Annotated in this window: 21 protein-coding genes and 1 tRNA gene; 9 read left to right on the top strand and 13 right to left on the bottom strand. The window is 59.2% G+C overall.

Annotated elements, in window-relative coordinates; translation table 11 throughout:
* The 4 genes from QMZ29_RS24955 to QMZ29_RS24940 form a co-directional block, all read left to right on the top strand.
* Positions 1–1,556: exonuclease family protein (locus tag QMZ29_RS24955; protein WP_283225795.1), on the top strand; the 1,556-nt coding region annotated here is incomplete at its 5' end.
* 13 nt (positions 1,557–1,569) lie between these two features.
* Positions 1,570–2,637 (top strand): RecT family recombinase, encoded by a 1,068-nt coding sequence (locus QMZ29_RS24950; RefSeq protein ID WP_282994125.1) that lies wholly within the window; start codon positions 1,570–1,572, stop codon positions 2,635–2,637.
* 72 nt (positions 2,638–2,709) lie between these two features.
* A complete protein-coding gene (locus tag QMZ29_RS24945; protein ID WP_015377485.1) occupies positions 2,710–2,985 on the top strand; it encodes an excisionase in 276 nt (91 codons plus the stop codon).
* Positions 2,960–4,042 carry a tyrosine-type recombinase/integrase gene (locus tag QMZ29_RS24940; protein ID WP_103798663.1) on the top strand — a complete coding sequence of 361 codons (1,083 nt, stop codon included), beginning with the start codon at positions 2,960–2,962 and terminating at the stop codon, positions 4,040–4,042. Before QMZ29_RS24945 ends, QMZ29_RS24940 begins: the two co-directional genes overlap by 26 nt.
* A 316-nt stretch (positions 4,043–4,358) precedes the next feature.
* On the opposite strand, the gene QMZ29_RS24935 is transcribed toward QMZ29_RS24940, so the two are convergent.
* The 4 genes from QMZ29_RS24935 to ftnA form a co-directional block, all read right to left on the bottom strand.
* On the bottom strand, positions 4,359–4,700 hold the full coding sequence (locus QMZ29_RS24935; RefSeq protein WP_025302452.1) for a YebY family protein: 342 nt from the start codon (positions 4,698–4,700) through the stop codon (positions 4,359–4,361).
* 69 nt (positions 4,701–4,769) lie between these two features.
* Positions 4,770–5,651, bottom strand: coding sequence for a copper homeostasis membrane protein CopD (copD, locus tag QMZ29_RS24930; protein WP_261423617.1), 882 nt, complete (start codon positions 5,649–5,651; stop codon positions 4,770–4,772).
* A gap of 2 nt (positions 5,652–5,653) precedes the next feature.
* Positions 5,654–6,037 (bottom strand): CopC domain-containing protein YobA, encoded by a 384-nt coding sequence (gene yobA, locus QMZ29_RS24925; RefSeq protein ID WP_025302450.1) that lies wholly within the window; start codon positions 6,035–6,037, stop codon positions 5,654–5,656.
* Positions 6,038–6,361: 324 nt separating this feature from the next.
* Complete coding sequence (ftnA, locus tag QMZ29_RS24920) at positions 6,362–6,880, bottom strand: non-heme ferritin (RefSeq protein WP_025302449.1); 519 nt, start codon at positions 6,878–6,880, stop codon at positions 6,362–6,364.
* 344 nt (positions 6,881–7,224) lie between these two features.
* Here ftnA and QMZ29_RS24915 point away from each other — a divergent pair, with 344 nt between their 5' ends.
* Complete coding sequence (locus QMZ29_RS24915) at positions 7,225–7,455, top strand: DNA polymerase III subunit theta (RefSeq protein WP_043141621.1); 231 nt, start codon at positions 7,225–7,227, stop codon at positions 7,453–7,455.
* A gap of 30 nt (positions 7,456–7,485) precedes the next feature.
* Here the strand turns inward: QMZ29_RS24915 and pip are convergent, their stop codons facing one another.
* Together pip and QMZ29_RS24905 are read right to left on the bottom strand one after the other, a co-directional pair.
* Positions 7,486–8,439: a prolyl aminopeptidase gene (pip, locus tag QMZ29_RS24910; RefSeq protein ID WP_197836716.1), complete on the bottom strand. Its 954-nt coding sequence runs from the start codon at positions 8,437–8,439 to the stop codon at positions 7,486–7,488.
* 156 nt (positions 8,440–8,595) lie between these two features.
* Positions 8,596–8,991, bottom strand: coding sequence for a RidA family protein (locus QMZ29_RS24905; protein ID WP_049203470.1), 396 nt, complete (start codon positions 8,989–8,991; stop codon positions 8,596–8,598).
* A gap of 148 nt (positions 8,992–9,139) precedes the next feature.
* Between QMZ29_RS24905 and QMZ29_RS24900 the strand changes: the two genes are divergently transcribed.
* A complete protein-coding gene (locus QMZ29_RS24900) occupies positions 9,140–10,036 on the top strand; it encodes a LysR family transcriptional regulator (RefSeq protein WP_043141627.1) in 897 nt (298 codons plus the stop codon).
* Between the two features lie 4 nt (positions 10,037–10,040).
* On the opposite strand, the gene dksA is transcribed toward QMZ29_RS24900, so the two are convergent.
* On the bottom strand, positions 10,041–10,466 hold the full coding sequence (dksA, locus tag QMZ29_RS24895; RefSeq protein ID WP_025302444.1) for an RNA polymerase-binding protein DksA: 426 nt from the start codon (positions 10,464–10,466) through the stop codon (positions 10,041–10,043).
* Between the two features lie 369 nt (positions 10,467–10,835).
* Here dksA and QMZ29_RS24890 point away from each other — a divergent pair, with 369 nt between their 5' ends.
* Both QMZ29_RS24890 and exoX read left to right on the top strand, forming a co-directional pair.
* The gene (locus QMZ29_RS24890; RefSeq protein ID WP_197823285.1) at positions 10,836–11,582 is read left to right on the top strand and encodes a carbon-nitrogen hydrolase family protein; all 747 of its coding nucleotides are present in this window, start codon (positions 10,836–10,838) and stop codon (positions 11,580–11,582) included.
* Between the two features lie 26 nt (positions 11,583–11,608).
* The gene (exoX, locus tag QMZ29_RS24885; protein ID WP_004928833.1) at positions 11,609–12,277 is read left to right on the top strand and encodes an exodeoxyribonuclease X; all 669 of its coding nucleotides are present in this window, start codon (positions 11,609–11,611) and stop codon (positions 12,275–12,277) included.
* A gap of 35 nt (positions 12,278–12,312) precedes the next feature.
* Here the strand turns inward: exoX and QMZ29_RS24880 are convergent, their stop codons facing one another.
* From QMZ29_RS24880 to QMZ29_RS24855, 6 genes are all read right to left on the bottom strand, one after another.
* Entirely contained in the window at positions 12,313–14,346 is a 2,034-nt protein-coding gene (locus QMZ29_RS24880; RefSeq protein WP_261423631.1) for a S9 family peptidase, read from the bottom strand.
* Positions 14,347–14,414: 68 nt separating this feature from the next.
* A complete protein-coding gene (locus QMZ29_RS24875; protein WP_173890550.1) occupies positions 14,415–15,068 on the bottom strand; it encodes a tellurite resistance TerB family protein in 654 nt (217 codons plus the stop codon).
* Positions 15,069–15,225: 157 nt separating this feature from the next.
* The gene (locus QMZ29_RS24870; protein ID WP_060432878.1) at positions 15,226–15,804 is read right to left on the bottom strand and encodes a TorD/DmsD family molecular chaperone; all 579 of its coding nucleotides are present in this window, start codon (positions 15,802–15,804) and stop codon (positions 15,226–15,228) included.
* Positions 15,805–15,846: 42 nt separating this feature from the next.
* Positions 15,847–16,584 carry a phosphatase gene (locus tag QMZ29_RS24865; RefSeq protein WP_025302439.1) on the bottom strand — a complete coding sequence of 246 codons (738 nt, stop codon included), beginning with the start codon at positions 16,582–16,584 and terminating at the stop codon, positions 15,847–15,849.
* 90 nt (positions 16,585–16,674) lie between these two features.
* Complete coding sequence (ghrA, locus tag QMZ29_RS24860; protein WP_164062629.1) at positions 16,675–17,616, bottom strand: glyoxylate/hydroxypyruvate reductase GhrA; 942 nt, start codon at positions 17,614–17,616, stop codon at positions 16,675–16,677.
* Between the two features lie 126 nt (positions 17,617–17,742).
* The gene (locus QMZ29_RS24855; protein ID WP_049203463.1) at positions 17,743–19,209 is read right to left on the bottom strand and encodes a peptide MFS transporter; all 1,467 of its coding nucleotides are present in this window, start codon (positions 19,207–19,209) and stop codon (positions 17,743–17,745) included.
* Between the two features lie 447 nt (positions 19,210–19,656).
* On the opposite strand from QMZ29_RS24855, the gene QMZ29_RS24850 reads away from it, so the two are divergent.
* Positions 19,657–19,746 (top strand) — tRNA-Ser (locus QMZ29_RS24850).
* Positions 19,747–19,918: the final 172 nt, after the last annotated feature.

Raw genomic sequence — 19,918 nt, 5'->3', positions numbered from 1 at the left:
CAGAGCCAGAGCCAGAGCCAGAGCCAGAGCCAGAGCCAGAGCCAGAGCCAGAGCCAGAGCCAGAGCTTGTCAGCTTAGGCGGTGGCCACTTCGATGCGTCCAGTCTTTTCGAAGCCTCCCCGCTGGCTGCAGTGCAGGCTGATAGCGAACTGAGCGAAGATACCGAGCAGCAGCCGGCGCCAGAGCAGACATGCAAAGACGCCTCAAACGACGATGAAAAAGCGGAAGTAGCGCAGCGGCAAGAAAGTGAGCCAGCAGCAGATTGCGCACAGGCGTATTTCGAGCCAGGCCGTTACGCTGATATTTCAAACACAGCCTATCACGCTGCGAACGGCATCAGCAGCACTCAGGTGAAGGACGCGCGCATCAGCCTGATGTATTACCACGGGCGCCACGTCATCAAAACGATCGGCCGGGAACGCAGCGACGCGCTGACGTTCGGCTCGTTGGTGCACACGCTGGCGCTTGAGCCAGAGAATCTGGAGCGAGATTTCAACGTAGAGCCGATTATCCCGGACGGCGCTTTCACGAACACCGCCTCAATGCGCGCATTTATTGAACAGCACAACGAAACGCTGCCGAAAATGGCGGATACGGACACTCTGCGCACCGTCATTGATGAACATAATGCGAAGCTGCCAACACCTTACGCGCTGGGCGGTAATGCGGACGAAATAGGCCGGATTTACTCCCTGCTGCCGCAGGAATTCCAGACCATTCCTGACGGCCAGAAGTTCACCGCAACAGCCATGAAAGCCTGCATCAAAGAGTACAACAGCACGCTGCCTGAACCGCTTAAGGTCAGCGGCGGCCGTGATGCGCTACTCGAGCAGTTGGCAATCATCGATCCTGAGTTTGCTGCGCGTGAAGTTGCGATCCCGGCCCCGCTGTCGGTCAGCGGGACCAAGGAAGAAATGGCAGCGCGCATCAAAACGATTCTGCCAACAGCCATCTTTGCAGACGAACTGATCGATGCCTGGAAAAATTCCGACGACGACCGTCAGCTGGTCACCCAGCAGCAAATGCAGCATGCCAAAGCTATTCAGAGGGCGTTGTTTACCCATCCTTCAGCGGGTCCGCTGCTGCAGCATGAGCATCGCGCGGTTGAGGCCAGTTATTTTGGGTTTGATGAAGAAACCGGCCTCGAGGTCCGCGTCCGCCCTGACCTTGAGATCGATCTCAACAGCGTGCGCGTTGGTGTGGATTTGAAATCAGTCAGCATGGGCCGCGTAAAGCAAGACGCGCTGCGCGCCAAGCTGCACCGGGAAATTGTCGATCGGGACTACCACCTCAGCGCAGCCATGTATAGCGACATCGCCGCCTTTGACCAGTTCTTCTGGATCTTCGTCAACAAAGACGAGGGCTATCACTGGGTGGCTATCGTCGAGGCTTCTCCTGACCTGCTTGAGCTTGGCCGGCTTGAGTACAAAAAGGCGCTGCGAGACATCAAAAACGCATTCGACACCGACACCTGGCCGGCGCCGATCACCGAAGAGATCGTCGACGACTTAAACGACTATGACCAGCGCCGCATGGAAGCGCTGCGCGTTGCATAAGGGGCAAAACATAATGAGCAATATCAGCATTCCTGAAGAAAAAACGGCGTCGGTTACCGACTCAAACATCGCGCTGTTCAACCCGCAGTACCTGACCGCTATCAACCAATTTGCGCAGGTCATGGCGAGCGGTACAGCGACGATCCCCGCCCATCTACGAGGGAATCCTGCCGACTGCATGGCGATCGCTATGCAGGCCGCCCAGTGGCAAATGAACCCCTTCGCAGTGGCTCAGAAAACTTTCATCGTGAGCGGCGTTCTCGGCTACGAAGCGCAGCTGGTTAATGCGGTGATTTCCACTCGTGGGCCGCTGGTCGACCGCATCAACTATGACTGGTTCGGTCCGTGGGAAAAGGTGATCGGCAAGTTTGATATTCGCAAGGGGGATAAAGGGGAGTATCGCATTCCTGGCTGGCGCCTGGCTGATGAAGAAGGGATTGGGATCCGCGTCTGGGCAACGCTGAGGGGGGAGGATAAACCGCGGGAGTTGGTGCTCATGCTGGCGCAGGCCCGCACCCGCAACTCTACGCTTTGGGCTGATGATCCGCGCCAACAACTGGCCTACCTGGCAGTAAAGCGCTGGGCGCGCCTGTACTGCCCGGAAGTGATTCTCGGCGTTTACACGATCGACGAGTTGGAAAAGACGGAAGAACGTGAAATCAACCCGCAGCGCGGCGCCTTGCGCGTCAGTGTGAGCCAGCTGGCGGACGGACCTGCCGCCGCACCCGTGCAGCAGAGCGCCCCACCTGTCGATACGGATGATATTGCCGGCGGCATTCGGACAGCTATCGATCAGGCAGAAACAACAGACCAAGCCTCAAATATTCGCGCACAGGTTGAAGAGTTACGCCAAAAACTGGGGATCGCCGCTTACACCGAGTTGAAAAACAAAGTGATTAAGCGCCACCGGCAGATCACCGCATGCGGCAGCATCAGCAGCCAACTGAAAGACTGCCGGAGCGCCGAGGAGTTCGCCGCGGTAGAGGCGCTGGTGCGACGGTCAGAACGAGATCTAAGCGCCGACGACATGGAGCGTTTCCAGCTAGTGCTCGACGATATGCGCCCAGAGTTTCAGGGCTGATTTTGGAAAATCAACGCACAACGCCGGCCACGGCTAATATTGTGGCCGGTTGTGCTTAGTGAGGCATGACCAATGGCTAAATGGATGACTCTCGAAGAATGGCGAGATGATAACTACACCGATAAAAAACCAAGCATTCAGACGCTCTGGCGCTGGGCGCGCAACGGAAACTTTTACCCGCCGGCTGAGAAGCACGGCAAGCAGTACCGACTGACGCCTGGGACTATTTACATCAACCCCAAGGACTTCAACCTGGGGAGAAAAATAAAGGAAGCGCAGAGCCCAAATCCAGCGAGGCTCGCGTTCATGGAGAAAGTAATCAATGGCACGGCGAAGGGAGGGTTATGACATGCGCTTACCGAAAAACCTGACATTCCGCCGAAACCGGAACGCGTTCTACTGGCGCAATCCAGTCACCAAAAAGGAGATCTCTCTCGGTCAGATTTCGCGGCGCGAGGCTATCGCCCAGGCGATTGAAGCCAACCACTATATTGAGCAAAATTACTCTCCCGTTCTGCTCCTGGAGAAAATTAAGGGCAGCCACGAATACACGCTAAACGCCTGGCTCGATCGTTACGATGTCCTGTTCAAGCGGCGAGAACTGGCCGAGAACACATACAAAGTGCGCGCTGGACAAATTGCCATTATCCGGGAGCGCCTGGGCGACATGGTGCTGACAAAAATCACGACACGCCACATCGCCGAATTTCTCGAGTTTTGGATCGCCCAGAACAAAAAGACAATGGCCGCAACCATGCGATCGGTGCTGTCTGATATTTTCCGCGAGGCGATCGTGGAAGGTCACATCGAAAACAACCCTGTGACCCCTACCCGCGCGGCGAAAGCTGTCGTGATGCGCGAACGTCTGGAGCTGAAGCAATACGGGCCGATTCGAGATGCAGCGGAGACAATGCCGCCGTGGTTCTGCCTGGCGATGGATCTCGCTCTGGTCTCCGGCCAACGCCGCGAGGATCTGACGCAAATGCGCTTTAGCCATATCGTTGACGGACGCCTGCAGGTTGAACAAGGCAAGACGGGGGCTTTGCTCTCCCTCCCCCTTGATCTTGAACTGAAATGTATGGGCCTGCGGCTTGGCACCGTTATCGACCGATGCCGATTGGTCAGCACGACAGACTTCATGATCAGCGCCGGCATCAGGAAAAATAGCCCAGATGGTTCGATCCATCCCGACGGGTTAACGAAAAAATTTGTCGCCGCGCGGAAAGCATCAGGTTTGGAATTTCAGGAAAGCCCGCCGACGTTCCACGAGATCCGAAGCCTGTCCGGCCGCCTGTACGAAAAGCAGAACGACAAGGCATTTGCTCAAAAACTGCTGGGGCATACAACCGAAATGATGACGCTGAAATATCTTAAAACGAGGGGGAAGGAGTACGTGATGCTCTAAAAGACCGAATATCAAAATTCGGACATATTTCGGACATTTTCGGACAAACGAAAATAAACCCTTTAAAATCAATAACTCAAAAAAAGACCGAATACGATTCCTATATTCGGTCTAGGGAAATGGCTCTTGGGAGAGAGCCGTGCGCTAAAAGTTGGCATTTAATGCAGGGCTTGTTCAGCCGTGCACTTTAAGAGTAGCCTACCGCGCCAGTTTTGCCAGCCGCCCGGCGGCCGCGTGATAGTTTCGTGACGAAATAACTATGCGGCAAATGCGCATCAATCCGCGCACGTTGGGCAAGGCGTTGGCAAACAAGCGGTTAGTCAGCGCACAGCTTCTCGGCGCGTTCAATGAACGGCGCCAGGCTCATTTTTTTCCCTGGTTCGGCAGGGTCGTCCAGCAGGAGCACCTCCAGCGGCTGCGCACGCTGATGGCCCTTCTTCACCTGCTGCTCCGCTGCATCGTTGAGCGGGTATTGCATCAAGGTGCTGTTGTTGAGCACGAACAGCGCGCCGCCGCTGCGGCACTGCAGCGTCACCTCTTCCTTGGTGAACGCCCACTGTTTGCCGTACTCCAGTTTAGTGATGTTCACCAGTTTGTCTGCCGCCAGCGCGCCGGTCGCGGTTGCCAGCAGCGTAATGCCGAGTAATACCGATTTCATGTGTTGGCCTTAAGGTTGCTATTCGCGTCGATTTTCCCGCAGCTTGCCGGCCTGCGGCAAGCTGAAATGTCATACCGGCGCATAGGTTGCAAATAAACTGACCAGCAGCAGCACCGCCATCCCCAGCCCGACTTCGAGCCAGCAGGCCAGCACCACGCCGCGCTGCGCCAGCGCCGGCACGCGGCTCATTGCCGGCACGATAGCGTAGCGATTGGCCAGCGCCACCATCACCATCAGCGCCACCAGCGCGGTTTTAATCAGCAGCAGGCGCTGATAAGGCGAGCTGAGGTTAAGCGGCCAACCACCGAGAATGATCAGGCTGTTGACGATGCCGGTGACGATCACCGCCGCCACCGCCAGGTGCCCCCAGCGCGAGAAACGGATCAGCGTGGTGATGGCGTCGCTGCGCCACTGCGGCGGCTGCAGGTAGCGCAGGCAAACCAGCAGCGGCACCAGGCTGCCGAACCAGTAACCGGCGGCCAGCAGGTGTATCGCATGGTTGGCGCGGTGCAGCGCGCCCAACGTGCCTTCGTGCATCGCCGCGTGGCCGATAAACGCCAGGCTCACCAGCAGCAGCGCCGAACACAGCGCCAACGCCTGCGCGCGCGGCCGCTCCGGCAGCAGCAGGCTCAGGATCGCCAGCAGCGACAGGCCCAGATGCCAGCGCCACACTTCGCCGAAGGTGGTGCCGAGCACCGCCCACCAAATCTCCAGCCGCCAGGCGTCTTGCCAACCGTCGCCCATCTGCCCGGCCTGAATAGCCAGCAGCGCCACGGCAGAAAGCCCGGCAGCCCAGGTGCCGGCAAGCAGCAGCGGGCGCACATCGCGGGAGAGGATCGGGGAGAGGCGCTGCGGTGACAATAAGGCGGTGAACAGACTGATGCCGAACATCAGCATCACCGCCGCAAAGTGCACCAAGCGACACAGAACGAACAGGGTCGCCAGAGCCACGATCAGTTTACGGTGAAGCTGTACTGGCCTTTGGTTTTATGCCCGTCGACCGACACCACATGCCAGCTGACGTTGTATTTGCCCGCGCTCAGCTCGCCGTCGATCGGCACGTTGACCTGGGTGTTATTGTTCGGATCGAGCTGCAGCTTGCCGGTTTTCACCACGGCGTTGTCCGGGCCGGTGATTTTCACGCCGCTGAAGTTCGGCTCGATGCCTTCGGAGAAGCTGAGGGTCAGCGCCTTCGGCGCCGGGCTGACGCTGGCGTCGGCCTTCGGCGTTTCCACTTTCAGGTGAGCGTGCGCCAAGGCTTGCTGTGAAGAAAGGCCAACGAACAGGACGAAAACGGTGGAAAGCAGGCGACAGGAGGAACGAATTTTACCGATCACAGTGGTATCCCTTAACAGTAAAAGAGGGTCATAAGGGTTAAGGCCACAGCCAAGGCGATGTATCAGCGGCCCCAACCCACCGCAAGTGATTGCGCCACGGGTAAACAGAAAAACGGGTTATATCGGCTAACCCGCTGTTTTGACTCTACCATCCCTGTAGCGTATCGCGGTAAATCATAACGACCACGCCTCAGCAAGTCGAGCGCATCACTGGCATTTTGCGATCCGGCAGCACGTATCGCCGCATAACCGCGATAAACGCAGGGTAAAAAAAACCGCGCGTCAGGCTCGCCTGCGCGCGGTTTTTCGATGTTCTGGTGCAGATTAAGCCTGGCCGTTGCCGCCCTGGCCCATCGCGCCCATTTTCTTCAGATCTTTGTCGATGAAGAACAAGCCTTTGCCGCTGGTGCCCACCAGCGCCAGCTTATCCAGCACGGATTTGAACAGTTTCTCTTCTTCATGCTGCTCCGCCACGTACCACTGCAGGAAGTTGAAGGTGGAGTAATCGTGCGCGGTCATAGCGGCGTGCGCCAGTTCGTTGATCTGACGGGTGATCAGCTGTTCGTGTTCGTAGGTCTGCTGGAACACGTCCGCCAGCGATTCGAACGCCACCGGCGGCGCGGCGATGCTGCCCAGCAGCGGTAGAGAACCGGTGTCGCTCAGGTAGTCGAACAGGCGTTGCATATGCTGCATCTCTTCCTGAGAGTGCTCTTTAAGAAATGCGGCGGCGCCTTCAAAGCCTTTATCGCTGCACCATGCGCTCATCTGCAGGTACAGGTTGGCGGAGTAGAACTCCAGATTCAGTTGCTCATTCAGCTTTTGAGTCATTTCTTGCGTCAGCATAATGATTCCTTTTATTTTGCAGGTCATGAATTTAATTTCCGCGCATTATGCCCTGCTGCCGTAAAAATAAAAACACCTTATTTACACTCAAATCAAATTAATTATAAAAACCATAAATATCAATAAATTAAAATATCACCAATACATTGAGAATTAACATGATAATTATTTTCATCTTTTATTTTAATCATAAAGCGAATCATTCTTATTTAAAAGAATAAATAGATTGCATTACTGCTGGATAAATATCGCCCGCGACGGCGGCGCAACGGGCTTGCCAAGCGCCGCCGGGTGGATTACCTTCTGCGCAGATTCAATGCGGCAAAGTAAGTAAGGAGCATAGCGTGGGTTACAATCTGGCCGAGTTGTCCAAAGAAGAGATGGACAGGGTGAACGTGGATCTCGCCGCCTCAGGCGTGGCGTACAAAGAGCGCTACAACATGCCGGTGATCCCGGAAGTGGTAGAGCGCGAGCAGCCGGAGCCGCTGCGCGACTATTTTCGCGAGCGCGTGGCGCACTACCGCGCGGAATCCCACAGATTTTCGCGCCTGCCGTACGAGCCGAAGGTCAAATAACAAAACCCGCCATTACGGCGGGTTTTTGCGTCACTTGCCGGCGAACCGGTCGGTGGCGATCATCAGCTGGTGCAAAATACCCGGCTCATCATACGAATGCCCCGCCCCTTCCACGATATGCAGCTCCGCCTCCGGCCAGGCCTTGGCCAGATCCCAGGCGTTCTGCACCTGGCAGGCCATGTCATAGCGGCCGTGGACAATCACCGCCGGAATATGGCGGATCAGCGGCACGTTACGCAGCAGCTGGTCGTCGCTCTCCAGGAAGCCCAGATGCGTGAAGTAGTGGTTTTCAATACGGGCGAACGCCAGCGCGAAATCATTCTCGCCAAACGAAGCAGATTCACGGCTCGGCAACAGCGTGACCGTCTCCCCTTCCCACACGCTCCACAGCTTGGCCGCTTCAAGCTGCACCTGCGGATCGGCCGAGGTCAGCCGCTGCCGGTAGGCGGCGATCACGTCTTTACGTTCTTCATCCGACAGAATGGACAGCACGCGCTCCCATTTGTCCGGGAAGAAGCGCGAAGCGCCGTCCTGGTAATACCAATGCAGCTCCTGCTTGCGCAGGGTGAAGATGCCGCGCAGCACCATTTCACTGACGTGCTCCGGGTGGGTCTGCGCATAGGCGAGCGCCAGCGTAGACCCCCAGGAGCCGCCGAACACCAGCCACTGCTCGACGCCGGCCATTTCGCGCAACCGCTCGATATCGGCCACCAAGTGCCAGGTGGTATTGTTGTCCAGGCTGGCGTGCGGGCGGGAACGGCCGCAACCGCGCTGATCGAACAGCAGCACCTTGTAGCGTTCGGGATCGAACAGTTGACGATGATGCGGGGAGATACCGCCACCCGGTCCACCGTGAATGAAGACCGCCGGTTTACCGTTCGGGTTACCGCTCAGCTCCCAGTAGATCCGGTGGCCATCCCCAGTGTCCAGCCAACCGCTGTCGTATGCCGCTAACGGCGGGTACAAACCTCGTAATTGTTCCATGGCGCTTTCCGTCTCTCTGTGAGTCATGCTTTCATCAAAGCGGAAGCCGCCCGGCAGGTCAACGGTAAAACCCGAAAACTCGAACGCGCGCCGAGAACTCGGCGCGCGTTTGCTCAAAATCACATCGACCTGGCTGCAAAACGCCCACAGGCCCGATCAGTTAAGGTGCGCGATCGCACTGATCTCCACCAATTGCTCAGGCGAAGCCAACCCGGTGACGCCGATCAGCGAACCGGCGGGCCGGTGATCGCCGACATAGCGCTTGAACAACGCAACGCACGGTTCAAAGTGCGCCAGTACATCGGTCAGGTAGATCTCCACATACGCCAGGTTCGAACGTTCGGCACCGAATCCCGCCAATACCCGATCCAGATTGTCCAACGTCTGTTGGGTTTGCCGTTCGATATCGCCCGCACCGACAAACTCCCCCTGCATATCATGGGAAAACTGCCCAGAGATGTAGAGGGTATCCTTGACGCGATAGCCTTGGGACACGCCATTCTCCTCTTCCCAAATGACCCCGTGGTGGTAGTGCGTGATGCCATTTTTCATGCTGTTTCTCCAACCGTTTATCGTTTCCATGACGACTATAATCGTTTGATTGGCGAATGGATGTCGTCACTGAAACGACGTTGACGATGCAGTTAATACATTGAATATGTTAAATTAATTATCTTATCACCGGTTCTCAGAGGGCAGCATGCTACGGGCGAATCTCAATGACATTCAGGTTTTCATGGCCGTCGTCGACGCCGGCAGTTTTGTCGCCGGCGGACAGACGATGGGGCTATCGCGTTCGGCGGCGGGCAAAGCCATCGCGCGTCTGGAGCAGCGGCTGAGCGTGCGGCTGTTGCATCGCACCACGCGTTCGCTTGGCCTGACCGACGAGGGACGAGAGTTTTATCGACGTGGCCTGCAGATCCTCGCTTCGGTCGACGATGCCGAGGCCAGCGTGGCCGGCGACAAGGGCACCGCACGCGGAGTGCTGCGGTTGACCGCCCCTTCCGCCTTCGGCAGACGGATCCTGTTACCGCTGGTGCCGAAATTTCTCGTCGCCTGGCCTGAGGTGCAGGTGGAGATCAGTTTTTCCGATCGCCTGGCGGATGTCGTGGAAGAAGGATTTGATTTGGCAGTACGGATCGGCGTCACGGCGCCGGATACCCGGTTGGTATCCAGAACCCTCGCCAGGTATCGCGCCCTGCTGTGCGCCTCCCCCGCCTACCTCGCCGCCCGTGGCGAACCGCATACCGTCGAGTCGCTCGCCGGGCACGAGGCTCTGCTGTTCAGCAGCCGCAACCAAAAACAGCCCTGGCGGCTGCGTGACGAGCGCGGCGAATGGGTCAAGGCCCCAGTTCGCGGCCGCCTGCGGCTGGACAGCGGAGAAGCGCTGCACGATGCGGCCTTGGCCGGGTTGGGCATCGCGTATCTGCCGGAGTTTATGATTGCGGAGGATTTGGCCGCCGGTCGTCTGCAGCAGGTGCTGCGCGCCGTGGAGGGTGAAGAAGTCAGGATTGTGGCGCTCTATCCGAATAAGCGCCTGCTGGAACCCCGCGTCAGGCGCTTTCTCGATCTCTTGGTGGATACGCTCGGCGGCTGAAACCTTACCCGCCTTTGCGCATATGCGGCTCGCGCATCTCCTGCGCGGTTTTCGCCTCGATACTCAGCTCCGCCGTCGGGCGCAGCAACAGACGCGCCAGCCCGATAGGTTCGCCGGTTTCCCGGCAGTAGCCGTACTCGCCGTTCTGCAACCGCGCCAGCGCCGCATCGATTTTCGGCAGCAGGCGGCTTTCGCGATCCAGCTGGCGGAACAACAGGCGCAGATCTTCTTCACGCGCCGCCTTGTCGGCTTCATCGCCCGTCGCTTCGCCGCTGTCGATCTCTTTTTTCAGCTCATCGATGTGCAGCAGCAGCTTTTGCCGCTCATCCTGCAGCAGCTGGCGGAAAAACGCCCGTTGAACCGAGTTCATATAATCCGAATCCGGCATGGCCAGCAGTTGCTGCGCATCCGGTAACGTCATGACTGTCATTGCGCTCTCCCAACACCAAAAGTGTAATATTATAACATAATATTTATTTTTAACACCCGGTCACCTAAAAACAAAATTTTATGCATAAACAATAGGTTAAACACAACTGGCACTTTGTCGCTTGCATCCTGCCGGCTTTAGGCGGTTAATGACTGAGCAAGCCACCCAATCATAGGTAACGAGAGGCCATCATGAGTAAGGGAATGGATAGCAAAAAAAATGCGAAGAAGAAGCCGTTGAAAACCCCAGCCGAGAAACGTGCGGAGAAACGCGCCAAAAAAGCGCATCCGTCTGGTGAGTAAGCGTCCTTCCATCCGTCATTAAACCCGCCAAGGCGGGTTTTTTATTGCCTCACTGGAGAGATGGCCAATGCCCTGCTTTACCCTCGCCGCCGCCCAATACCCCGCCGCTGCGGCCAATATCGCCTGCAACCTTGAACGTCACCTTGAATTTGTCGCGCAGGCAGCCGAACAGCAGGTGCAACTGCTGGTTTTTCCCGAACTGTCGCTAAGCGGCTATGAGCTGGCCGATGCTGCCGAACTGGCGCTGACGCTGGGCGATCCGCGTCTGCAACCGCTCGCTGCGGCGGCGCAATCGCATCAGATGACGATCATCGTCGGCGCGCCCTTGCGCAGCGGCCAGGCGCTGCATATCGCCGCCTTGATCTTTCACCCCAACGGCGCGGTGGCCGCCTATACCAAGCAACATCTGCACGGCGCGGAACAACAACGGTTCTTGCCCGGTAATGGCGGCACGCTGCTGGAAATACATCGGCAACGCATCGCACTGGCTATCTGCGCCGACACCTCGCAACCCGGCCACGCAAGCGCCGCCGCGCTGGCGGGTGCGCAGATTTATGCCGCCGGCGTGCTGGTATCTGAAGCCGGTTACGCGAAAGACAGCGCCACGCTGGCAGGCTATGCCCGGCGTTATGGCATGGTCACGCTGATGGCCAACCATGCGGCGCCGACCGGTGGCTGGATCCCGGCAGGCCGCAGCGCCATCTGGGATAAAACGGGAGAGCTTCTGGTTGCCGCGCCGGATGACGCCCCTGGTCTTATCATCGCCGACAAGACCCGCGACGGTTGGCACGGCCGCCTGTGCCGGTTAAGCTGAAGCCTGACGGCAACGCGGAGGAAAACATGACGTTACGCGTAATAGATACCGAGACCTGCGGGCTGGACGGCGGCGTGGTGGAAGTGGCCTCCCTCGATCTGCTCGACGGCCAGTTAACCAACCCGATGAGCGATCTGGTCAGCCCAGATCGCCCCATCAGCCTCGACGCGATGGCGATTCATCACATCACCGAACAGATGGTGGAAGGCAAACCGCGCATTGCGGTGGCGATCGGCCGCTATCAGGGCAGCCCCTACTATGTGGCGCACAACGCCGCCTTTGATCGCGGGGTGTTGCCGGAGATGAACGGCGCCTGGATCTGCACCCTCAAGCTAGCGCGCACGCTGTATCCGGACATCAAGTACGGCAACCAGTATCTGCGCTACGCGCTGAATCTGGACGTGCAGCTGCCGGCAGACGCCACGCTGTACCCGCACCGCGCGCTGTATGACTGCTACGTCACCGCCGCGCTGCTGCAACGCATCATCAAGGATTCGGGCTGGACGCCGGAGCAAATGGTGCAGATCACCGAACAGCCGGTGCTGCTGAAGAAGTTCAAGTTCGGCAAGTATCGCGGGCAGGAGATTGATCGCATCGCCCAGGAAGATCCTGGCTATCTGCGCTGGATGCTGAAATCCATCGACGATCTGAGCCCGGACATGAAGCACACGCTGAAATACTATCTGATCGGCTAACACGGTGGGCGGCGCAGGCCGCCCGCCGAATGCCGTTACTCCGCCAGCGCCAGAATGAAGGCGTACTCCAGTGCAATATCCTCATAGGCCTTGAAACGGCCGGATTTTCCGCCGTGGCCGGCATCCATGTCGGTATACAGCAGTAGCTGCCGATCGTCGGTTTTCAGCTCGCGCAGCTTGGCCACCCACTTGGCCGGCTCCCAATACTGCACCTGCGAATCGTGCAGACCGGTGGTCACCAGCAGATGCGGGTATGCCTGCGCTTTCACCTGATCGTACGGGCTGTACTGTTTGATGTAGTCGTAATAGGCCTGCTCGTTCGGATTGCCCCACTCGTCGTATTCGCCGGTGGTCAGCGGGATGGACTCATCCAGCATGGTGGTCACCACGTCGACGAACGGCACCTGCGCCACCACGCCGTGGAACAACTGCGGCGCCTGGTTGATCACCGCGCCCATCAGCAGACCGCCGGCGCTGCCGCCCATCGCGAACACCCGCTTACCGTCGCCGTACCCCTGGGCGATCAGCGTTTCGGTCACGTCGATAAAATCGTTGAAGGTGTTCTGCTTGTTGAACAGTTTACCGTCTTCATACCACAGCTGCCCCAGCTCACCGCCGCCGCGAATGTGCGCCAGCGCGAACACGACACCGCGATCCAGCAGGCTCAGGCGGCTGGCGCTGAACGCCGGATCCATACTGCTGCCGTAAGATCCGTAGCCATACACCATCAGCGGGTTGGTGCCGCGCTGGAAGCTGTCCTGGCGATACACCAGCGAAACCGGCACCTCGACGCCGTCGCGCGCCTTCACCCACACCCGCTCGCTGCGGTAGTTTTCTGGCGTGAAGTTCTTCACTTCCTGCTGTTTGAGCATCGTCCGCTCGCCGCTGTCCATGTTCAGCTCGTACAGCGTGGTCGGGGTGGTCATCGACGAATAGCCGTAGCGCAGCAGCGCGGTCTCCGGATCCGGGTTATACGCCAGCCAGGTGGTGTAGGTCGGATCGTCGAAGGCGATGCGCTTCTCTTCGCCGCTTTGCCAATGGATCTGGCGCAGCAGCGTCAGGCCGGCATTACGCTCTTCCACCACCAACCAATCACGGAACAGGCTGAAGCCCTCCAGCATCACGTCGCCGCGCGGGGCGATCAGCGTCTGCCACTGCGCTTCATCCGCCTGTTCGCTTTGGTACAGGCCGAAGTTCTTGCCGTCCTTGTTGGAGCGGATATAGAAATGCTGGTGATAGTGATCGATGGCGTACTCGTGATCCTTGCGGCGCGGCACGAACAGCTGCGGCTTGGCGTCCGCGCGATCGGCATCCAGCAGCAGGATCTCCGAGGTGGTGGTGCTGCTCAGGTGGATCAGGATAAAGCGCTCGGAGGTGGTCTTCTCCAGCCCGACGTAAAAGGTATCGTCCCGCTCTTCGTAAATCAGCTCGTCCTGCTGCGGATCGCTGCCCACCACGTGGCGATAGACCTGATACGGCAGCAGCGTCTTGGCGTGCTTGCGCACGTAGTAGACCGTCGAGGAATCGTTGGCCCACTCGAAGCTGCCGGAGGTGTTCTCCAGAACTTCGTCCGCCCAGCTGCCGTCGGCCAGGTTCTTGAAGCGAATGTCATACTGGCGGCGCGACAGGAAATCCTCCGCCACCCCCAGCAGCTGGTTGTCGGGGCTGACATCCAGCCCGCCCAGGGTGTAAAACTCGTGGTTCTCGGCGCGCTGGTTGCCGTCGATAAGCACCTCCCAGTGCTCGTTCTCGACCTGCGGCTGGCGCACGGAAATCGCGTATTCGTTGCCCGGCTCGTAGCGCGTCTGATAGCGATAGCCATGGCGCACGTAAGGCACCGAATGTTCCTGCTGCGGAATGCGCGCCACCATCTCTTCGTACAGGGTTTCGCGCAGCGCCTGCTGCGGCTTCAGCATCGCATCGGTGTAGGCGTTCTCCGCCTGCAGGTAGTCCAGCACCTGGCGGTCTGCGCGCTCGTCGTCGCGCAGCCAGTAGTAGTCATCCACGCGCGTATCGCCGTGGATAGTGATGGGATAAGGACGTTTTTCCGCTTTCGGTGGGGTCATCATTGCTAAATCATCCGCTTACATAGATTGCGGCAAGAGTGACACGATTCCCCCCGGCTTGCCAAGCGGCGCTACGCCAGCTCGCGCTTTTTCTCGTTGACGTCGCTCTCGATACCCTGCTTGACGTCCGCCGGGATCTTCAGCGCCTGCGCCAACGCATCGAGGTAGCCGCGCTCCATAAAGTGATCGACGTCGATCACCAGGCAGCTCAGATAGTAAACCTCCAGCGCCTCGTCTTCGTTTTGCACGCTGCGGGCGATCAATTCCGGGTTGAGCGGCTGATCGAGCGCTTCCTGTACCCAACCCTGCGCCTCTTCCCCCACCTGCAACTGCGCCAGGCTGTGATCGATGGCGCGCTGCTCGTCGGCATCGATATGGCCGTCGCTCTTGGCGGCAAACACCAGCGCCTGCACCAGGCGTTTGGCGCGCAGATCCACCGGCGTGGTTTGCAAACCGAACTGCGGTTCGTCCTGATGGGTCTCTTTCACCCGCTGTTTGTACTTGTTCCACAGTACTGCGCCCACCGCCGCGCTGCCGCCGATAATCAGCGCATTCTTGCCGAACTTGCCCACCAGCTTGCGCGAGGACTTGTTGGCCAACAGCACGCCGACCAGGCCGCCCAGCGCCGTGGGCGCCAGCAGCTTGCCAATGCCTTCCGCCCCGCCCATCGTGCCGGCCTTCTGCCCGATCAACGTTTGAATCTGCTGCATCCAGTTACTTTTCATCATCTACCCCTTGCGTGAAAAAACGCGGCGCGCAGGCGCGGCCGAACCGACGGTAAACCGCCAGATTAGGGGATCTTTTGTCAATTTACGTCTGGGGGATGCAAACCTGTGTTTAGCGGATCGGCGGGCCGGGCGGCCCGCCTGGATGGCTGCGGCGTTACGCGTCTTCGTCGCCCGCTTCGTCGTCCTGCTCGTACTCCGCCAGCTCGTCGCGCATCGCCTGGATGGCGTCGCGGGTCATCAGCGCCAGCGTGCGGTAGAAACCGGTGGTGGCGTGCGCTTCCACTTTGCCGAGGAAGCGGCCGCACCACGGCAGCAGGAACTCGTCGAACAGGGCGATCTGCGCCTGCGCTTCATCTTCCTGCGACTGATCTTCCAGCCAGGACGCCGCCAGCAGCAGCTGGCCGAAATGGTCGGCCGGCGCCTCCGCCAACGGCATGCCGCGCTGCTGCAGGAAGGTGCGCACTTCCGCTTCGTTCGCGCCTTCGACGTAGTCGGAGCGGAACGGCGACACGCTGCACTCGCTGCCGACGAACATCGCGTTGAAGTCGGTCGCCAGTTGGTTGACGTCACAGCCCTGCTGCAAACGCTTCAGCAGGTCATCCTGCTCCAGCGGCCAGTGCTGCTGCAGCTTGCCCTCTTTGATCAGCGCAAACAGCGGCACCAGCAGCGGATCCTGCGGCTGGCGGTAGAACAGCGTACCCAGCACACGGCAGACAATCGAAAACTCATTCATGATAAAGCCTTATTCAATACGGAAAATTTTGCCGGGACGATGTCACAAATCGGCCAATTCCGCAATCGCCGGCTTGCCGCGCCGTTCGAGAAAATCCAGCAGCCGGCGCGGGCTGACGTTGAGAATGCGCTCCTGCGGGAAGCCCACCTCGTCGATGATGCGCTCGCAGTGCTCAAAGTTACCCAGCGAAAAGGCAACGTGCGAATCCGAACCCAGCGCCAACCAACCGCCGGCATCGCGCACGGCGGCGGCGATCGCCCGGCAGTTGGCCTCGCTGCCCTTGCGGGAGTGGGTGAACGACGAGTTATTCAGCTCCAGCGCCACCTCGTATTTGGCCGCCGCCGCCGCGACGGCGGGAATGTCGATCGGATAACGTGGGTTGCCGGGGTGGCTGATGATATGCACGTCCCCCTGCGCCATCGCGGCGATCATCGCTTCAGTATTGGACGCTTTATCCTGCGGCGCAAACACCGGCTCGTGGAAACCGGCGATGATCACGTCGGTGGCGGTCAACATCGGGCCGGTGCAGTCGATGTCGCCCTGTAGGTTTTTGATGTTGGCTTCGATACCGCGCAAGATGCCCACGCCGTTCACCCGGCGCGGCCAGACGTGCATGTTCATAAAGTGCCAGTAGTGCGGCGCATCGGCCATGTCCGGGCCGTGATCGGTGATGGCGAACAGCTTGATGCCCTTCTGCTGGGCTTCGGCGATGTAATCGTGCAGCGTGCTGTAAGCGTGGGTGCTGGCGACGGTGTGCATATGCAAATCAACGGGGTACATTGTTTCTCCTTCCAGAGGGCCCGCCCGCAAAGGTACGGGCAGGCGCGATGACGATAACAGCTTATCAGTTACCGAACGGCGGCTGAAGGATCAGTATCCCCGTTGCCTGTCGACCACGCCGGCCGGGGCATGCCCCGCCTCCAGCGCGCGAATGTTGGCGGCGATCTGATCCATCGCCTGCTGCGGCAACGTGATGGCAGCAATATGCGGGGTTATGGTGACACGCGGATGACGCCAGAACGGGTGATCCTGCGGCAGCGGCTCGCGGGTGAACACGTCCAGCGTGGCGGCGGCCAGCTGCCCCTGCTCGAGCGCCGCCAGCAGATCGGCCTCCACCAGGTGTGCGCCGCGCGCGATGTTGATGAGGTAGGCGCCCGTGCTCAACTGCGCGAACAGCTCGCGGTTGAGGATGCCGACGGTCTCCGGCGTATTGGGCAGCAGGTTGATCAGCAGTTTGACGCCGTCGAGGAAGGCCGCGCGCTGCGCCTCCCCGGCGAAACTTTGCACGCCGTCGATCTGTTTGGCGCTGCGGCTCCAGCAGCGCACGCGAAAGCCAAACTCGGTCAGCTTGCGCGCCACGCTCTGCCCCAGCACGCCGGCGCCGAGGATGCCGATGGTGAAATCATCCAGCGAGTGAGGATCGAGCGGCTGCCATTCCTGCCGCTGCTGCAGCGCCTGATACTCGTCGAAACGGCGGAAATAGCGCAGTACATAGCTCAGCGCATATTCCTGCATCTGCTGCGCCATGCCGGTATCCTCCAGCCGCAGCAGCGGCACGCCGGCGGGCAGCGTGCCGGGGTGTTTGCGCTCCTGATCAAGAATGGCATCGACGCCGGCGCCGAGGGCGAACACCGCTTTCAGATCGCGGCGGTTGGCCAGCATTTCGTGCGGCGGGCGCCACACCAGCGCGTAATCGGCTGGCCGCTCGTCGCCGCGCTGCCACTCGCGGATCTCGGCCTGCGGTAGGCGTTGCTTGATGCCGGCCAGCCATTCCTGGGCGTTAAACAAGGGGTGGTAATAAATGATGTTCATACTGCGGGCTCCCGTTTGTTTTTATTGGTTTTCCTCCAGCCTTCCGCGATTCGCCGCCGGATGCAAGCGTTAAAGCCCAAAATAAAAACAGCCCCGACCAGTGGGGCTGTTGCGCATACTCGCCAATCAGGCGGCAGACGGGCCGTCGCGCCGGATAAGGCGCCGCAGCAGCGGAATGAGAATCAGCATCGCCACGCCGACGCCCGTCGCCCCCCAGCCCAGCGCGCTGAAGATTTCGCTGTAGCCGGGATTGGTTTGCAGCGGCGTGTTGCCGCTGTTTTCCGGCATCAGGCCGGAGACGTAGCCCGCCAACACCGAAGCGACGCCGGTCACCATCATCCAGCAGCCCATCATCACGCCCTGATAGCGCGGCGGCGCCAGCTTGCCGATCATCGCGTAACCGATCGGCGAGATCATCAATTCGCCAACGCTTTGCAGCACATAGCTGATGACGATCCATTTAAACGCCACCAGCCCGTCGCCGCCCGCCATGCTGATGCCCAGCGGCAGCACCAGCATGCCGAGCCCGATACAGAACAGCGATCCGGAGAACTGCAGCGGAATGTCGATGTTGCAACCGCGAGCGCGCAGGCGATTGAACCACCAGGCCAGCAGCGGGCCGCCCACCACGATCACCAGCGTGTTGATGTTCTGGATCCACTGCGGCGCCACCTGAATGCCGTAAACGTTCAGATTGATGTTGTGCTCGGAGAACAGCATCAGCCCCATCGGCGCCAGCTGGTACAGCGCCCAGAACACCAGCGAGCCCAGCGCCAGGATCAGATAAGCCGCCATTCTGCGGCGCTCATCGCGCGGATGGTGGCGCAGCGTCACGACGCACAGCATCAGGAAGATCAGCGCGCCGAGCACAATCACGAAATGGCCGCTGAACTCGGCGTGGGTCAGCATCACGCGGATGATCGGCACCAGCGCTACCAGCACCGCCAGCCCGACCAGCATGCGCCAACGGTATTGGCTGCGGCTGGCATCGTGCAGCGGCGTATTGAGATCGGCCAGAATGCGCCAACGGCAGACGGCGACGATAATCGCCGCCGCGTTGCCCAGCGTGGCAAACAGGAACAGCGCGCGGTAGTTTTCCGTCAGTTGGAAATAACCGGCGACGGTAAAGCCGACGAAGAACCCGAGGTTCATGCCGGCGTAGTTCCACAGGAAGGCCGATTCGCGCCGATCATCGTCCGGCTTGAAACGCTGAGTCAGCATCATATTAATGCAGGTCACGTTAAGGCCGCTGCCGGTCAGGAACATCGCCAGCCCCCAGTACAGCCCCCACACGCCCGCGACGGCAATCAGCGCGCAGCCGATCACCTGCAGCACCATGCCGAGCACGAACAGGTTGCGGTTGCTGAGGAAACGGCCGCCGAGATAGCCGCCGAACATGTGCAGGCCATAGTTGAAGGCGCCGAACACGCCCATCATGGCGTTGGCGCTGCTTTCGTTGAAGCCCAGCCGCTTGGTGGCGTACAGCACCAGCGTGGAATAGAGTACGGCGAAACCCAGCGTGGCGAAGATCTGGATGAAGAACAGCGCCCCCGCACCGGGGGGAATGGCATGGCGCGCTTGCGGCGCCGGCATGGCATCTGAAGGAGTCAAAACGAACCTCTACTGCATTATTATGTAATGAGTCTGTCCCTGTCTGCGATATCGCCGGCCTGTCACCCGGCAATCTGCACGGCGTTGTGATGTTCCTTGCCAAAAACGCCGCGCCGACACAATTCCATTTAGCGACACATCTGACTAATAATCCAGTATTAATGCATATAACAGCAGACAACCTAACGTCAGTGGCGATATATTGAGCTACCTGTACAGAAAAAGGTCAAACAATCGTCTTTTATGGATTCCGACTGCGGTCTACCCTGCTCACGTGTGGCCACGAGTGGGAATATCGTTCGGTAAATCAGCAAATTGCTGCAAGTTTGGCTAAACAGTCATGAGAATGAAATAAGAGGGTTGACGCTGAGATCAGATTCTCCTACATTAGCGCCCGTCGACAGCGCAAAGCGTTATCGACAACAAAACGGTGAGGTGTCTGAGTGGCTGAAGGAGCACGCCTGGAAAGTGTGTATACGCGAAAGTGTATCGAGGGTTCGAACCCCTCTCTCACCGCCAAATTCAAAGAGAAAGCCTGGATTCGCATCCAGGCTTTTTTTTTGCATGGTGCACCGCCGAGAGGGGCGAGAAGCCTCGACAGGGTTCGACAAAACGCCTGCGTTTTGGACCGCCAACGGCGGCCCGCAGGGTGAGCGCAGCGAATCAAGCCCTCTCTCACCGCCAAATTTAA

This window comes from Serratia sp. PF-27 (genome assembly GCF_030053255.1).
GTDB classification, from domain to species: domain Bacteria; phylum Pseudomonadota; class Gammaproteobacteria; order Enterobacterales; family Enterobacteriaceae; genus Serratia; species Serratia bockelmannii.
Note: the sequence above shows the minus strand (reverse complement) of the source record. Positions and strands in the feature narration are given on the sequence as shown.

Excerpts from the sequence above, each read along its gene's own strand:
- QMZ29_RS24900 (WP_043141627.1), top strand. The coding sequence starts at position 9,140 with ATGCTACGGGCGAATCTCAATGACATTCAGGTTTTCATGGCCGTCGTC.
- QMZ29_RS24950 (WP_282994125.1), top strand. The coding sequence starts at position 1,570 with ATGAGCAATATCAGCATTCCTGAAGAAAAAACGGCGTCGGTTACCGAC.
- QMZ29_RS24855 (WP_049203463.1), bottom strand. The coding sequence starts at position 19,209 with ATGCCGGCGCCGCAAGCGCGCCATGCCATTCCCCCCGGTGCGGGGGCG.
- QMZ29_RS24870 (WP_060432878.1), bottom strand. The coding sequence starts at position 15,804 with ATGAATGAGTTTTCGATTGTCTGCCGTGTGCTGGGTACGCTGTTCTAC.
- exoX (WP_004928833.1), top strand. The coding sequence starts at position 11,609 with ATGACGTTACGCGTAATAGATACCGAGACCTGCGGGCTGGACGGCGGC.
- QMZ29_RS24935 (WP_025302452.1), bottom strand. The coding sequence starts at position 4,700 with ATGAAATCGGTATTACTCGGCATTACGCTGCTGGCAACCGCGACCGGC.
- ftnA (WP_025302449.1), bottom strand. The coding sequence starts at position 6,880 with ATGCTGACGCAAGAAATGACTCAAAAGCTGAATGAGCAACTGAATCTG.
- QMZ29_RS24940 (WP_103798663.1), top strand. The coding sequence starts at position 2,960 with ATGGCACGGCGAAGGGAGGGTTATGACATGCGCTTACCGAAAAACCTG.
- QMZ29_RS24865 (WP_025302439.1), bottom strand. The coding sequence starts at position 16,584 with ATGTACCCCGTTGATTTGCATATGCACACCGTCGCCAGCACCCACGCT.
- QMZ29_RS24905 (WP_049203470.1), bottom strand. The coding sequence starts at position 8,991 with ATGAAAAATGGCATCACGCACTACCACCACGGGGTCATTTGGGAAGAG.
- pip (WP_197836716.1), bottom strand. The coding sequence starts at position 8,439 with ATGGAACAATTACGAGGTTTGTACCCGCCGTTAGCGGCATACGACAGC.
- dksA (WP_025302444.1), bottom strand. The coding sequence starts at position 10,466 with ATGACAGTCATGACGTTACCGGATGCGCAGCAACTGCTGGCCATGCCG.
- QMZ29_RS24890 (WP_197823285.1), top strand. The coding sequence starts at position 10,836 with ATGCCCTGCTTTACCCTCGCCGCCGCCCAATACCCCGCCGCTGCGGCC.
- QMZ29_RS24945 (WP_015377485.1), top strand. The coding sequence starts at position 2,710 with ATGGCTAAATGGATGACTCTCGAAGAATGGCGAGATGATAACTACACC.
- QMZ29_RS24880 (WP_261423631.1), bottom strand. The coding sequence starts at position 14,346 with ATGATGACCCCACCGAAAGCGGAAAAACGTCCTTATCCCATCACTATC.
- QMZ29_RS24875 (WP_173890550.1), bottom strand. The coding sequence starts at position 15,068 with ATGAAAAGTAACTGGATGCAGCAGATTCAAACGTTGATCGGGCAGAAG.
- ghrA (WP_164062629.1), bottom strand. The coding sequence starts at position 17,616 with ATGAACATCATTTATTACCACCCCTTGTTTAACGCCCAGGAATGGCTG.